This is a genomic window from Neptuniibacter sp. QD37_11 (assembly GCF_047778105.1).
Taxonomy (GTDB): domain Bacteria; phylum Pseudomonadota; class Gammaproteobacteria; order Pseudomonadales; family Balneatricaceae; genus Neptuniibacter.
On sequence record NZ_CP180554.1, the window covers coordinates 707,817 to 721,611 of the forward strand.

General features: G+C 43.0%; 14 protein-coding genes. 13 read left to right on the forward strand and 1 reads right to left on the reverse strand.

The features are described from left to right. Positions 1 to 127: 127 nt before the first annotated feature. Complete coding sequence (locus ACMXYT_RS22135; RefSeq protein ID WP_415912581.1) at positions 128 to 463, reverse strand: hypothetical protein; 336 nt, start codon at positions 461 to 463, stop codon at positions 128 to 130. A gap of 200 nt (positions 464 to 663) precedes the next feature. On the opposite strand from ACMXYT_RS22135, the gene ACMXYT_RS22140 reads away from it, so the two are divergent. The 13 genes from ACMXYT_RS22140 (at position 664) to ACMXYT_RS22200 (ending at position 13,771) form a co-directional block, all read left to right on the forward strand. After that, positions 664 to 1,158 (forward strand): hypothetical protein, encoded by a 495-nt coding sequence (locus ACMXYT_RS22140; protein ID WP_415912582.1) that lies wholly within the window; start codon positions 664 to 666, stop codon positions 1,156 to 1,158. Between the two features lie 55 nt (positions 1,159 to 1,213). After that, positions 1,214 to 1,876, forward strand: coding sequence for a DsbA family protein (locus tag ACMXYT_RS22145; RefSeq protein ID WP_415912583.1), 663 nt, complete (start codon positions 1,214 to 1,216; stop codon positions 1,874 to 1,876). Between the two features lie 552 nt (positions 1,877 to 2,428). Next, positions 2,429 to 2,713 (forward strand): hypothetical protein, encoded by a 285-nt coding sequence (locus tag ACMXYT_RS22150; protein ID WP_415912584.1) that lies wholly within the window; start codon positions 2,429 to 2,431, stop codon positions 2,711 to 2,713. A gap of 13 nt (positions 2,714 to 2,726) precedes the next feature. Next, a complete protein-coding gene (locus ACMXYT_RS22155; protein ID WP_415912585.1) occupies positions 2,727 to 3,434 on the forward strand; it encodes a DotI/IcmL family type IV secretion protein in 708 nt (235 codons plus the stop codon). Beyond that, positions 3,434 to 4,645, forward strand: coding sequence for a DotH/IcmK family type IV secretion protein (locus ACMXYT_RS22160; RefSeq protein WP_415912586.1), 1,212 nt, complete (start codon positions 3,434 to 3,436; stop codon positions 4,643 to 4,645). The genes ACMXYT_RS22155 and ACMXYT_RS22160 overlap by 1 nt, the downstream gene beginning before the upstream one ends. Before the next feature lie 15 nt (positions 4,646 to 4,660). After that, positions 4,661 to 6,148 carry a DotG/IcmE/VirB10 family protein gene (locus ACMXYT_RS22165; protein WP_415912587.1) on the forward strand — a complete coding sequence of 496 codons (1,488 nt, stop codon included), beginning with the start codon at positions 4,661 to 4,663 and terminating at the stop codon, positions 6,146 to 6,148. Positions 6,149 to 6,217: 69 nt separating this feature from the next. Further along, positions 6,218 to 7,627, forward strand: coding sequence for a hypothetical protein (locus tag ACMXYT_RS22170; protein ID WP_415912588.1), 1,410 nt, complete (start codon positions 6,218 to 6,220; stop codon positions 7,625 to 7,627). A gap of 128 nt (positions 7,628 to 7,755) precedes the next feature. Then, positions 7,756 to 8,124 (forward strand): hypothetical protein, encoded by a 369-nt coding sequence (locus ACMXYT_RS22175; protein WP_415912589.1) that lies wholly within the window; start codon positions 7,756 to 7,758, stop codon positions 8,122 to 8,124. Between the two features lie 124 nt (positions 8,125 to 8,248). After that, positions 8,249 to 8,635, forward strand: coding sequence for a hypothetical protein (locus tag ACMXYT_RS22180; RefSeq protein WP_415912590.1), 387 nt, complete (start codon positions 8,249 to 8,251; stop codon positions 8,633 to 8,635). 11 nt (positions 8,636 to 8,646) lie between these two features. Further along, positions 8,647 to 9,309: a type IVB secretion system protein IcmJDotN gene (gene icmJ / locus ACMXYT_RS22185; RefSeq protein ID WP_415912591.1), complete on the forward strand. Its 663-nt coding sequence runs from the start codon at positions 8,647 to 8,649 to the stop codon at positions 9,307 to 9,309. Positions 9,310 to 9,324: 15 nt separating this feature from the next. Beyond that, on the forward strand, positions 9,325 to 10,515 hold the full coding sequence (locus ACMXYT_RS22190) for a hypothetical protein (protein WP_415912592.1): 1,191 nt from the start codon (positions 9,325 to 9,327) through the stop codon (positions 10,513 to 10,515). Beyond that, a complete protein-coding gene (locus ACMXYT_RS22195) occupies positions 10,515 to 10,784 on the forward strand; it encodes a hypothetical protein (protein WP_415912593.1) in 270 nt (89 codons plus the stop codon). Before ACMXYT_RS22190 ends, ACMXYT_RS22195 begins: the two co-directional genes overlap by 1 nt. Before the next feature lie 17 nt (positions 10,785 to 10,801). Continuing rightward, positions 10,802 to 13,771 carry a hypothetical protein gene (locus ACMXYT_RS22200; protein WP_415912594.1) on the forward strand — a complete coding sequence of 990 codons (2,970 nt, stop codon included), beginning with the start codon at positions 10,802 to 10,804 and terminating at the stop codon, positions 13,769 to 13,771. The last annotated feature ends 24 nt before the right edge of the window (positions 13,772 to 13,795 follow it).

The window sequence follows — 13,795 nt, forward strand, 5'->3', positions numbered from 1 at the left end:
TCCATTCCATATATTCCACATTATACTTTTTTTAAAACTATCCCTTAGCCTCACCATCCCATGCAAACCGAAGACATAAAAAAAGGCACCTCATTTAGAAGCACCTTTTATTTAGATAGAGCGTGTCTTAACTATTTGATCTTCTGACAATGTCCAAGAACTCATTGTGAGAAGCTGATGAGCCAAGACTCACAACAATTCCTGAAAGGAAGATCCCAACCACCACGTGAATCATTAGGAAACTATCTGACTCAAACCCTCTCATGATATCAGCTGAGTCATACCATGGTAGTGAGTGCCAGATGTAATTCCAGTCCCAACCTTCAACGCTTGGTTCACCAATCGCCCAAACCATCAGATCTCGGAATGGTTCATACACAAACAATACTGCGCTACTTAACCATTCAGCTGCAAATTGTGGTAGTACAAAAATCCAAACCATTAAGAAGATGAACGCGTACATTTTGGAATCCTCCGGTTAATCTCTATCTTCACTATTTATTATAATCAAAAAAAACAGTATGTCAACTACATTTGAAGATAAATTGCAACTAATGTGACGGTTTTTTTCACGTGTGACGGAAATAATCATTGTTGCATTATTTCTACTTGGTGTTATAGTTTTTTTGCGATCAGGCATCAACCGGCACTTAGGTAACAGAATTGATTAACGCAAAGCGCTTAGCATCAGTATCAACCGGAACCGTTATCTGCAACTCCATTCTAAAAGTTGTTGAGGCCAAGCAGAACTATTCAGCCAGCCTTATAATGTTCAATAGTAAAGGTCGTCCATACTTCAAAGAGGTTGAGATTGAAGGCTTAGACAGGATCATAACAACGTGCACCTCCTGCAATCTAAAGATTGGCTACCCCTTCCCTTCCGATATTATCAGAGAGGTAGAAGTGGACTCGCCAGATGGATTTACCTTGGCGGACACTATAGAGGCAATAAGGTCTGAAATAATGGCTCTCTATTTAGAAAACTATGAGAAGCCAAAAAATACACCTCAGAGGCAAGTGCAGAAAGGACTTGCTGGCAACTTTTTACATGGACGTCCAGCCTCACCTCAAAGCGCACTGCTTATAGAGCAAATCTCCTTCAATTATGAGAACAACCTAATTATTCCCAAGATATGCAGTAGTAAAAATTGGCGTTGATTCCTTATTTATTTCCGTTATACTATTTTTAAAAACAGTATATCGGAGAAATAACATGAAGCGCCGTACACTTCTCTTGGGGGCAGCAATAGCCCCTTTTGCCTCCCTATTGGCAGGTTGCAATTCGGAAGAGAAAAATTCATCAAAACAACACCGAAACCTAGAAGGTAAGCAGAAGGCCATACCTAATGTGGAGCGAATTAGTAATCCCATTGAATCGCTTAAGAATGTAGATATTGCAGAATTCTTCTGGATCGGCTGCCCTCACTGTCATGACTTAGAGCCGCACGTTATCAAGTTCCAAAAAGACAATAAGCTAAAGATTCATAAGATCCATGCAACGCTTAATAAGCGTTGGGTTGATCACGCCAAGTGGTATTATGGCTTCATTGAGGCATCACAGAAGAACATGCTGAAGCACTCAGCATTCAATAAGATCTTCACAGAAATGGCAGAGCGCAAAATCAGTTCAGAAGATGAATTTATCAATAGTGCGAGTGCCAAATTGAAGATTGAACCTACTGTCTTAAGTGAAGCTATCAGCTCAGATAAGGTTAAACATCAGGTAGAAGAGGCCAAGCAGCTAACAGCTCAGTCAGGCATTAATGGGGTTCCAAAGCTACTGATCCGCGGTGAGTATCTTGTATCAATGGACGGAGTTAAGTCTTGGGAGGATGTGCTTAATCGTGCATTGGTTGCCTTGAATGCCCTGAGCTAAATTCCTGCCCCACTCGCCCTTCAAGCGGAGGGCGTTCCTCCCGCATACCCCGCAAGCCACATTTGAAAATTGCTGTTGATTTACAGATTCTAGTCTTGAGTTACTACAGATGTACAAGCCTTTTCGGGTACGTCACAAGGGCACTATTTCATAAAAAGCATTAAAAAACCCCTTTTTTAGTTAATTAATACATGTTATAGTATTTATAATTTATATAATCTTAATAATTTATAATTTCCTGTAAGGATGGCAGAAAAAAAATATAAAAAGTGCGCAAAAGTTCGCCAAAATACAGGGCGACAGTGTTGCCAAGAGGGGCAAATCTAATGTCGCAAAAGGCATGCGCGCTGCCAAAAACGGCAGACTGTCAGTCAAATATGGCAAATGGCCGCAAAACACTAATAATTCGCTAGCTATACGTGTTTGCAGCACCGCAAGGTTGCTGCTTTTTGGTCTTCTGCTATAGGCTGTTGTGGATAATGGCTTTGTCGCAGGCGGTTTGATGGACAGGCCGGAAGGCTGGTGATAGAATCGCCAGCGAGGTGATTTATTATGACAGATATTAATAAGATAATAGACAGCACAGTGAAGCGCTTTGCTAAATTTGCAAAGGTTGCTGACGCAGACAGTGAGATTCAATCGCGCGTTATTCCGCTAGATCGGCTAATAAAGCTTACGCGTGCTTACTCACTAATCAATGTAGTGATGGCACTGATTATTGCATTGTGTGTCTTGGTGAACTGCTTTTATGCATTTAAGACATCAGTGGTGCCCAATGTCTATTTAACAACTGAACAGGGCACTGTCGTTCCCGCAAAGATAGTTAAGGTAAATTAACTGGAAAAACGAGATGACTGATAACAATAAAAACCCAAAAAGAAAGACCACACCTAATAGAAATAAAACTCCCGCTAAGAAGCAGCCTGTAGATGCCGTTGGCATGCAGTATGACTATTTCCACTCTGGACTTAAGACCATTAAGCGCCTGACTGTAGTTATGGGGGTGTTAACAACCGTTGCGATTGGCACTTCATTTTATAGCGCAAATAAAAAGACACAGAACGTCTACATTTCTGCGTATGAAAATATGGAACCCATGACTCTGGTTCCATTAAGTAAGCCAAATTTAAAAGAGACCGCAATTAGTAATTGGGTAACTACTGCACTAACCGATACCTTCGATTTCAACTATATGAATATTGAAAAGCACATCATTGAGTCAGGCAGCAAATACTTCACTCGCTCTGGTAAAGATAGTCTTATTTCAGCCCTTAAAGAACAAGGTAGCTTCAGTAGTGTTATTAGAAACGAGTTAATCGTTACTCTGAATACTAAGCATAACCCTATTGTGGTCAAACAGATCCCGGGAGCTGGACCGCGCCCTCATCAGTGGATTGTTCAGGTTCCTGTAAACATTACTTTTAGAACACGCGAAAATGCCTTCTCCAATAGAATGGACGTAAGCATGGTAGTAGAACGTGTAAGCCTACTTTCAGATCCGCGAGGTGTTCGTATTTCTAAAATCATAATGCGCCGACCAACTGGAGACTCCAAATAATGAAACCCATTTTTAGACACAATTTAGTAGCCGCTGTAGTGGCTGTTGCATCAGGCGCATGTATTGCTGGACCATTGGACTACTACTCTCAAGAACAGGTTGCGGGCCACCAGAATCCCACGCCAGTAACAGTGCAGTCTACTTCCTTAAACTCATCTGGGAATAAGAGGAATGCACCAGCTACCGGGGGTGAGGTTGTACGAGATTCCGTTCCCGCAGGCTTTAATCAGGCAAACCAATCACCTAAAACCCAAGAGGTCACAATAGATAAATATGACCTTAAGGCCAATGTGGCTGAAGATCACTTAAAGCTTATAGAACGCAAGAAGGAAGCTCTTAAGCGCTACCTGTTTGAAAAGCAGGAGCTAGAAGATCTTCGTGAAATCCTATCTGATCAGAGCCGCCATCAAGCATTTGAGGATCAAAAGCATGAGGTTATTCCTGTTGTTCCTGAAGAGATTCGTGAACTACGAGAACTTCAATTGAACGTCCAGCAAGCAACTAATTCACCTGTAAGGAATGCAACTCTTCAGATTCGTACTGTGGACTTCGACGTGGAGTCAAATGAGTCGGTTGATCTACTCGTGTCTCACAACAAGGCATCTTCAATAGTCTTTTTCGACTCAAGTGGCAATCCTTGGCCCGTAGAAGGTGATGTCCTAGGTGATCAGACTGCATTCAAATCATCAATCTTTGGTGAATCTAAGCACATTATTATTCTGGAAATTATGAAACCATTTTCAGAAAGTAATGCAATCATTAAGCTGAAAGATGTACCAAACCCAGTAATTGTAAAATTGATTGGAGATGCAGATGCATATGATAGCCGACTAACCGTGCGCATTCCTCAGTTTGGGCCAAATATGGATTTTGACAATCAAATGTCTTTCACTACACATCCGCAGATTCAGCAAGATCCAGTCCTGCTTGATATTTATAATGGGCATGTACAAGCAGATAAGGAGTTTGAGCTTGTAGGTGTACCGGGTGAGGCTTACCTGATTGGTGACAGCCTATACATTCGAAGTAAGGCCCTCTTAAAGTCGCCCTATTTTGGTACTGATGTTATGACCTTCCAAGGAACAAACATCTACAAGGTACCACCTACACCCGAACTCACATTTAGCCTAAATGGTGATGTTGTCTATGCAACTCTGCGAGAAGTGCGCAGCCACAAGCAGCCAAATGTGATTGATCATTTCAGTAAATAATAAAAGAGAATAAAAATGGCTAAGAAATCATTATTCAATAGAGGCGGTGGCCTAAATGGAACACAGCGTATTACTGGAGCAATTATCTTTACAGTAATCGCAGGCGTAGGTGGAACACTTGTATATAATGCAGTAACCAGTGGCAATGAATTCACTGCTCAAGAAACTGCTGGCAAGGCTAAGCTAAACTTCAATCCAAATGATAAAGCCGTCAATAAGGGCCAGTTTGAGGGTGTTGCTGCAGTGAATGACAAACAAGTCCAGAATGATGTTAATGCTTTATTAAAAGATAACCCTAAAGCATTAGCATTGGCAAATCAGGAAAAAAAGAGTGACATCAATAATAAATTCGACAAACTGCACGAGCAGTCCATTGAAGAAAAATCAAAACTAGACTCAGGCAAGAGTCACATTGATGCCTTACAGGCTGCAAATAAACACGCAATAGCCGAGAAGGTCGAAGAAGAAGATTCCGCAATTGCCTATAAGGGGCATTTAAGGAAAATGGTAGATCGTCGCCGCGAGTCTCTAGCTGAAGAGGAGCGGAAAAAGGAAGCTGAGAATAATCGTCCTCGCGCAGTTGCGCAGAATCCTAATCAGCATCAGATTAATAGAGGTCCAGCTAAACCTACATTTGATGCAGCTGCATTTCTTGAAAAGGAGCTTGCTCGCGCCGCATACAATACAGAAAGTATGGATAAAATCACAGACAGCATTGTATCTGAGGACTTCTCCTCACCCAAAGCTATAGTAAGTTGGCACATTCAGGAGCAACAAGCTGGAATGGAGGGTGGTGATCCAATGCTGGGTGAGCCAATGGGTGGACCCAATAACCCTTACTATCAGAACGGCGGCGGAGCAGGTATGGGTCAAAACGACTACGGAATGGACGCTGACTCTATGGATTCCTACCAGCAAGAAGAATCAGGTATCAATGGGCCAACTCAGCGCATTGTTGCGGGTGAACACTATTACGCCTACCTACATACAGGCGTAAACACTGATGAACCATCTCCTATTTGGGCTACCGTTGTCCAGAACGGACCTTTAGATGGAGCTAAGTTGCTAGGCTCTTTTGAACGGTCTGGCGAAAAGGCTCTATTAACTTTTACCACCCTTGCGCTAGATGAAAGAGAATATAGTGTTGAGGCTGTAGCTATAGACCTGAATACGAAAAAAACATTGTTAGCTGACAATGTCGATAGGCACTTGCTTGAGCGCTACGGCATGCTTGCCCTTGCCTCTTTTGCAGGTGGTTATGCTGACGCACTAGCTGAGTCAGGTCAGTCAACTACTGACGGTGGCGTTGTGGAGACTACTGGTCGAATTCCTGATGCCAGCGAACAAATGCTGTATGCGATTGGCAGTATCGGCAAGGTTCTAACACCTAAGCTAGAACAGCGTTTTGATACACCCCCAACAGTAGAGGTTTATGATAGTGGAACCAAACAACAAGGTATCGGAATTCTGTTCATGTCAGGCTTTGATATTCCTAAGAATTAATTGATGTAATAATAAATAAATGATAGTATCCCGAAAAAGTATAACAATTTTTAATAGTAAGGTGTTTTTATGAGTAACGATGAACTGGATATGCTCGATCAGCTTGATCAAGATCTAGAACAGGGTGTAGATAGCATCCCTGATCCAGATGAGTTGGATGAAGAAGAGATGGATCAGGAAGATCTAGATGATGAAGATGAATATGATGAGGGTGATGGACCTTCATCATCGGGTGGTCCAAGCAAGCTAGTTATGGGTGTGGCTGGCTTAGTAATTACCACAGTCGCTTTGGGTGGTGGCTACGTGATGATGAAACGCTTCACAGGCGGTTCTGAGCCTGTAGTTGAGGCCCCAACTGAGCCTACAGGTCAGTCCATTTCATCAATGCCACAGCCAGTACCCGCTACTCTATCTCAGCCTATTGCAGAAGCACCTATGCCTCAGCCTATTGCAGTGGTTGAACCTTCTAGCCTTGCTGTAGTGGCAGATAAGGACAATCAGGATCAGACATTACCCCCTGTAGAGGGAGTTCAGATTGTTGGCGCAGCGGGCTCGACGACTGACGATACCTACTCCGACTTAAGGCCTGTTCGCAACGCCAAACCAGAGAATGTTCTAAATACAACAGTAGGTGTTAGTAAGGAAGAGTTGCGCAAGATTCTAACTGAAGTTATGAAAGAGAATCAGCAGCAGATTGACCTCTCCTCTATTGAGATGCCTAAAGTGGAAATCCCCAACCTGTCAGATGATATCGACAATGTTGAGAAAAGTGTGATTACTGGTCAGCGCAACAATAAGAATGCCATTATTGCGGCAATCAATGGCCTGAAAAGTAAGATCGCAGGCGTAGAGGCAAAGATGGCTGAAAAGCCTACGGTTGCAAATATGTCTCAGGTTTCTGAGGCTAAACCAACGTCAGAATTTAAGCACTTACTTGGCAGTCGTAAGCAACTACCGGGCTTTAACGTAATTGCAACAAGCACTGACGGTGAAATGTCTATCGTTAAATCCTCAACAGGCCGTGTTAATGTGTTCTTTATTGGGGAAAAACTGAGATTGCATGGCGGCACTACTGAGATTGTAGGCGTTTACAATGAAGGCAATCTCGTGCTGGTAGGCTCTAAGTGGTATATCGATACTTCTCGCATCCCGGCTAAGCAACGGACGTATAAGAAAGAACGTACATCCAAGCCCATGAAAGCAAAAGTGGAAAATGTGCGTGATCAGCATGGCGCGACAACTCCTGTTAAATTGGAAAAAGTCGGTTCCACTCAGCAGCGCTACAGCCAGTTAGTTAAAGTAATTGATGGCTGGACCCTGAATGGCGGTAACGAGAATTACTTCATCGTTAAGAATCCGGCGGGTGACTTTGTGAAGGTCGAGCTCGGTGCAGAAATTGACGGTCTTGGCACGGTTGAAGGGCTTGATGTGAATAGTGACCTGCGAGTTGGGAATAACATTATTCAGCGCGCCAAATAAATCATAGAGCGCTATACCAAAAGGCCGTATTTACGGCCTTTTTTTTGTGATTTTCTTCACAAAAAATGTAGAAAAGGCAATTCAAAAGCCATATAATAATTCCAGACAATAATAAAAAATGGTGTTTTATGAAAAAGCTACAATCTTTAGTGATTGCCGCAGGTGCTATGATGGCTACCAGTTCAGTAATGGCTGCTGATAGCATTTCCGGCTGGAAGGCAGGATTTATTGGTGAGCTTTATGCAGTTGGTGAAATCGCTATGGCTCTGTTCTTCCTTGGCGGTCTGTGCTTAGTTGGTTTTGGTGCTTACCAGATCTACGCTGACCAAAAAAGTAATGGCCAGCAAGGTTTGGCAAAACAAGGCATGATGGCGCTTGTTATCGGTGGTGTCCTAATGGCGCTTCCAGTAGTGGCTGCAATGATCAGTGGTTCTGTGTCTGGTGATCCAAGTAAAACTAAAGAGAAGTTGGGTAATCATTCTGGCGGCTACTATTAAGTTGTCTGTCGGCATTCGCCACCGTGTATTTAGATTGAAGCATGCATCTATAAAGCAAGGCTGAATCTAAAATCACTCTGTGGCATGAAAAGTAATAACTAAAATAAAAAAAATAGGTAATGCAATGAAAAAACTAAATAATTTGACGATTGGTGCCGCTCTCCTGCTAGTGCCAGTTTTAGCCTCAGCTGAAAGTACAGGTGGTCGTTCTGACAATATCTCAGGTTGGGTAGCGGGCTTTACTAGGGAAGTGTATGCAATTGGCGAGATTGCTATGGCCCTGTTCTTCCTTGGCGGTCTGTGCTTAGTTGGTTTTGGTGCTTACCAGATCTACGCTGACCAAAAAAGTAATGGCCAGCAAGGTTTGGCAAAACAAGGCATGATGGCACTTGTTATCGGTGGTGTTCTGATGGCACTTCCAGTAGTGGCTGCAATTATCAGTGGTTCTGTGTCTGGTGACCCAACCAAGACTAAGGACAAGATGGATGATCACGCTAAAGGCTACTACTAATAGGTTGCAACATGGAATTATTACTGTCGGTTAAGCGTGGTAAATTTAGGTCTGATGACCCTTCCTTAGAAATGAATACTAAGGAATTCAAGGCGATTCGCCCTACTATTCTTGATAGAGATGACCATAAATGTCGTTTCTGCGATTTTCGCGCCTTGAAGTATCAGGAAGTCCATCATGCTGATGATGACCACAGTAATAATTCCGAAGATAACCTGATTACTGTTTGCCCGTTATGCCACGCATGTTTCCATATTGGCTTAACGGGCCTTAAAAGCAGAGGTCGCCTGATTTATCTTAAGACTAATGTGCACATAACCCAGCCAATGTTGAATAACTTTGTACGCATCTTATGGGTTGCCAGTGAATCAAACGATCCTTCACTTGTGTCACTCTCATCTAACCTTCTGAAAAGGCTAGAGAAGTCCCACATAAATGCAAAACGTCATCTTGGGACTAGTGATCCCGCTGTGATTGCGAATTCACTCCTGAATGACGATGACCTGTATGATAATGGGCGTGAGAACTTATTTAAGAATGTATTCCTACTTCCAGAAAAAGAAGGCTTTCTACAAGCCTTTCAATATTGGAAAAAAGAGACTTTTAAAACGATTCCACTGAATCAATGGGTCTCCATTGCTGAAAACAAGGCTCCTAGCCTAGGTTTGATTTAATATAAGGCAAATAAATTGAGAAAAGTTGGTGTTTGTTTTTTTGATGACCCGCAGATAGCTGCCAATGGGTGGACTTCTGTAGAAGGGTCTAAAGCCACGCGCATTTCAGGTCATGGCGAACTTGCTACTGATGTCTTGTGGGTAACCAATATGGGGCATCAAGATCACCGTCGCCTCAATTTCCAAGGATCTCAGCATATTTTTGACGGTCAATTCTTTCGTACAAGCATTTCTCAATTGATGGACGAGCTGGGTATTGACCGCTCGGATTCACCAGCTGCTTGCGAAATCCTCTCTGGAATCTTCAGTAGAATGGCTCACCTAGGTCAGAAAAAGTATGGTATTGACATTACATCCTGCAATTACCGTTATTTTATAGCGACACAAGACGTTCTGACCCCTTCTTTTGCACGTGGAACCCCTCAGGGTGATCAACCATACTTGCTGCAAGAAGCCTTCAAAGAAGCGACTCAGATCAATCAGGGAATGACAGGAAAAAGCAAACCTAAAGGCACAACAGGCGTATCTTTCTACTTCCCTAGGTCTGCATATGCCAGTCACATTCTCTCCCAGAAATATCCTACTGGCAGGAAATGGACAGCTATAAAGAAAACTAATTCAGAAACAAGATTTGGCACGCTAAGAGGTGATGCAATCCCGGGCACTAAGGCAATTCTGGAGACGTTAAATCGCATCAACGAAGATCATGCCGCTGTATTTAGGGTGAGCGTGGAAAGCATAGATAAAGACTATTCTGCCTTTGCCACATTTGGTGTGTCTGGCCCACGATCACACCCTCGCCACTGGGCAACCCTGCCGGAAATCCTAGAAATGGCAAGATATTCTGTTGTCAAGATTGAGGAGGGTTTCACTTGCCCTGCTGGGCCTTTAGATCTAGTTGAAAGATTTGAATTCAACTACAGCGAATCTTCTATAGCAGAGAGCCTACTTAATGAAAATATTTGGGTAGGCCTATGCCATAAAATGGACACACACCACACGCCACTAGGCGCGTACATGCGTGCGTACGATCGAATTGCGTGTAATCGCGCCGCCGAAATACTGAGTCAGAACAACTATACGGTTGGCTCATATAGTACTGGCAGGGTAATTATGTTTTTAAGGCCAACTCAGTATAACGGCGCTCGCGAAATCGCCAAAGAATGCGGACTTTTAGCACCACTATCTATTTTGGAGAATGGCTAATGGAAGAGTTCCAGAAAGGCGGTATCTCATCTGATCTCATGCAGAGAATTGAGAACGATATTCTCTACAAGACATTTTCAATCATGCATGAACTTGGAAGAAACATGACCAGTGGCGTATTGGAAATGGATACAGCATGCCTACTAGAAAATGGGTCTAAAGAAAAAGAACAAATCATACAAAAATGTTTAACGGGCTTTATCTCTGACACAGAAAGTCAGGGGCAAGTTAAAGAAGAACAAAACAACGGAATTCAGTTCGAACTATAAAATAAAAAGGTATAATAATGTTTGAATCAATCGCAAATTTTTTATCAAGTACCATGAAAACAGGTACCTATGATTATTGTAATCTAGAGTCAGTAGAAGGGCCTGATTCAGATATGCTTGTAACCAAAGAAGGTGGCCTTGTAACGCTAATGGAGCTTCAGGGTTCATATTCCACTTATGGCTCAAACAGATATGACGAGAGCATCCTGCTCGCATTCGAAAGGCTCTCGGGTGTGCTTGATAAACCCGGATTTAAAATCGACTTCGTCTTTGTACGTGACAGTGAGTCCTCTGCTATGTCGATTAAACCCTCTATTGCTGCAATGCTGAACTCTGTTAAACGAAATAATTTGGCACTTACATCTTTATGTAAGAACAAATATCAGTTTATGGCAAAAAGAACATGTGCTGAACGTGCATACATTGTAATCACTACAACAGCGGGGGCAATGTCTTCCTATGCAACTAAGGCTGCAATGAAAGACCGTGTAGACGGGGCAGTGGCTGAGGGTTTAGGTATTAAGCCCGGTGAATTTGGCCAATCCACCAACACCATTATTCGTAGTCTCGTGGAACTCCATAAAGGTTTCGTCAACAATATTGAAGAGATTATGGGCGCTATTACCCAAGTTAACACCTGCAAAGTACGTGAAGCACTCAGTATCATTAAACGAGAGATTGCGCCGGAGTTTTATACCCCAGATTGGAAGCCTTACATTGAAGGCGACAAGCTCCTGCTTTCCAACGACCGATATTCAACAAATAAGAATGACATTAGTCATGCAATGCATCCATCTCTCGCTTTCCAGCTGTTCTCGACAGCTCCAGAAGTGGTTGAGGGCAATCTAGTTGAAGTGGGTGAGAATTTCTACTCACCACTACTTGTTGATATGCCTGCGCATGATCCCAAGCCCTTTCAGGAGCTATTTGACAGCATTGATAAGAACATCCCTTGGCGTATAAAAGTTTCAATTGAAACTGGTCATGAGATAGCTCTGGGCAAGGTAAGTAGCAAGCATACTGTTGCATCACTTCTAAAGCTGACAGCCAAATTCAACAATGGGCAAATTCAGAAAGCAGCAGATGATCTACAAGAACTCGCCAAAAACGAAGTACTTACTCTTTGTCGCATTAACTTCTGCACTTGGGGTAAATCAAAACGCGCAGCTCTACAGAATAAAGCAATGGTGATTCAGGCCATCCAATCATGGGGTCAAACATCTGTCATTGAAGAGAAGGGAGATCCAATTGAAGGTTGGCTTTCCAGCCTGCCTGCAATCATGAAGAAAGAGGTATCCCCAACATTCGTTGTGCCACTCGGCGATATTATCCTAACACTGCCGTTCACCCGACCAAGCTCCCCATGGAAAACAGGGGCAATGTTATATAGAACGGTTGATGAAAAGCTATTCCCTGTTGGCCTAGGTACCAGCAAGCAAACCTCATGGACGGACCTGACATATGCCCCAATGGGTTACGGTAAGTCTTTCAAACTAGCTGCTGACAACACCGCCCTCCTCTTAACGCCAAATGCTCAGGGTATGCTGCCTCGTATTGGTATTTTGGACGTTGGTTTCTCCAGTGCAAACTATGTCAAATTTATCAAAGAAGCACTTCCAATGAACCAGAAACACTTGGCTCAAACTTACACCATGGAGAATACAATCGATCATGCCATTAACCCGTTCGACACTCCTCTAGGCTGCCGCCACCCGCTCAGTGTTGACAAAGGCTTCCTTGATAACATCATGGCACTGCTTTTGACACCTGCAGGCACTGAAAGTGTTGAGAAATTAGGAGAGCTAGTATCGGCACTCACTCGACAGATGTACATCTACTTTGATGAAAAGCCGAAAAAGTATGATATTGGGATCGACCTAGAAGTTGACGCAAAGCTTCAGGCATATAATTTTACACAGAAAGAAGGGCGGACTTCTTGGTGGAGTGTTGTCGACTTTTTGCATTCTCACGGTGAATACCATCATGCAATGCTAGCTCAGCGATACGCTGTACCTACACTAACTGATGCCACAAAAGTACTTAATACTGATGTGGTTGTTAAGGATGTATTTGGCAAGTCTAAAGCTAATGATGAAAGCTTAATGAACATGCTCTCTACCATGATCATTTCTGCTACTGATGAATACAAGGTTCTATCTGCCCCTACACGCTTCGATATTGGAGAGAGTCGCATTGTATCACTTGACCTTCAAAACGTTGCGCAAGGCGGCTCTCCATCAGCTGACAAAATGTGTGCAATCATGTACATGCTTGGCCGCTTTGTACTGGCTAAAGAGTATTACCGCAAAAAAGAAACGACCTTACCTCAGATCCCTGAAGCATATCGTGCGTACCATGCAGAACGACTAGATAAGGAAGCAGGTGTGCCACGTAAGCTTTGCTACGACGAATTCCACCGTACTGCTAGCGTTAAGCAAATACGTGAGCAGGTACTACGTGATATTCGAGAGGGCCGTAAATATGCTGTACACATCTCCCTACTGAGTCAGTTTGCAACAGATTTTGATGAGGAAATGGTTAAAGCAGCGAATAATATATTCATCATGTCTAAGGGCAACGGTAATATTGAACTTGAAGAAATTATCACTCGTTTCAGCCCTTCTGTGGATTCCATTCGTGCACTTACACGTCACGTAAATGGACCATCACCAGTTAATGGCTCCTCAATGCTCTATATAGGCAACATTAAGGACTCTAGGGAGCGTGTAGAGCAGGTCCTGTACCTAACCCTATCTCCAAAAGAACTGTGGGCCTTTTCAACCGTTGATGAGGATAATGAAATGCGCGGACGAATGGCTGACCGTATCGGATTGGATAACGCGCTTGATATCCTTTCCTCAGAATTCCCTAAAGGGATTAAGGAATATATTGATACTCGAGCCGCAGAATACGAAGGCGAAGCAAACCTGTTTGAAACTATCGCATCTGAAGTAATCGATAAGCATCGACAGAAACTAGCGGCTTGAATTTAATCTCGTTATACTTTATCA

Excerpts from the sequence above, each read along its gene's own strand:
- ACMXYT_RS22135 (WP_415912581.1), bottom strand. The coding sequence starts at position 463 with ATGTACGCGTTCATCTTCTTAATGGTTTGGATTTTTGTACTACCACAA.
- ACMXYT_RS22145 (WP_415912583.1), top strand. The coding sequence starts at position 1,214 with ATGAAGCGCCGTACACTTCTCTTGGGGGCAGCAATAGCCCCTTTTGCC.
- ACMXYT_RS22150 (WP_415912584.1), top strand. The coding sequence starts at position 2,429 with ATGACAGATATTAATAAGATAATAGACAGCACAGTGAAGCGCTTTGCT.
- ACMXYT_RS22155 (WP_415912585.1), top strand. The coding sequence starts at position 2,727 with ATGACTGATAACAATAAAAACCCAAAAAGAAAGACCACACCTAATAGA.
- ACMXYT_RS22160 (WP_415912586.1), top strand. The coding sequence starts at position 3,434 with ATGAAACCCATTTTTAGACACAATTTAGTAGCCGCTGTAGTGGCTGTT.
- ACMXYT_RS22165 (WP_415912587.1), top strand. The coding sequence starts at position 4,661 with ATGGCTAAGAAATCATTATTCAATAGAGGCGGTGGCCTAAATGGAACA.
- ACMXYT_RS22170 (WP_415912588.1), top strand. The coding sequence starts at position 6,218 with ATGAGTAACGATGAACTGGATATGCTCGATCAGCTTGATCAAGATCTA.
- ACMXYT_RS22175 (WP_415912589.1), top strand. The coding sequence starts at position 7,756 with ATGAAAAAGCTACAATCTTTAGTGATTGCCGCAGGTGCTATGATGGCT.
- ACMXYT_RS22180 (WP_415912590.1), top strand. The coding sequence starts at position 8,249 with ATGAAAAAACTAAATAATTTGACGATTGGTGCCGCTCTCCTGCTAGTG.
- icmJ (WP_415912591.1), top strand. The coding sequence starts at position 8,647 with ATGGAATTATTACTGTCGGTTAAGCGTGGTAAATTTAGGTCTGATGAC.
- ACMXYT_RS22195 (WP_415912593.1), top strand. The coding sequence starts at position 10,515 with ATGGAAGAGTTCCAGAAAGGCGGTATCTCATCTGATCTCATGCAGAGA.
- ACMXYT_RS22200 (WP_415912594.1), top strand. The coding sequence starts at position 10,802 with ATGTTTGAATCAATCGCAAATTTTTTATCAAGTACCATGAAAACAGGT.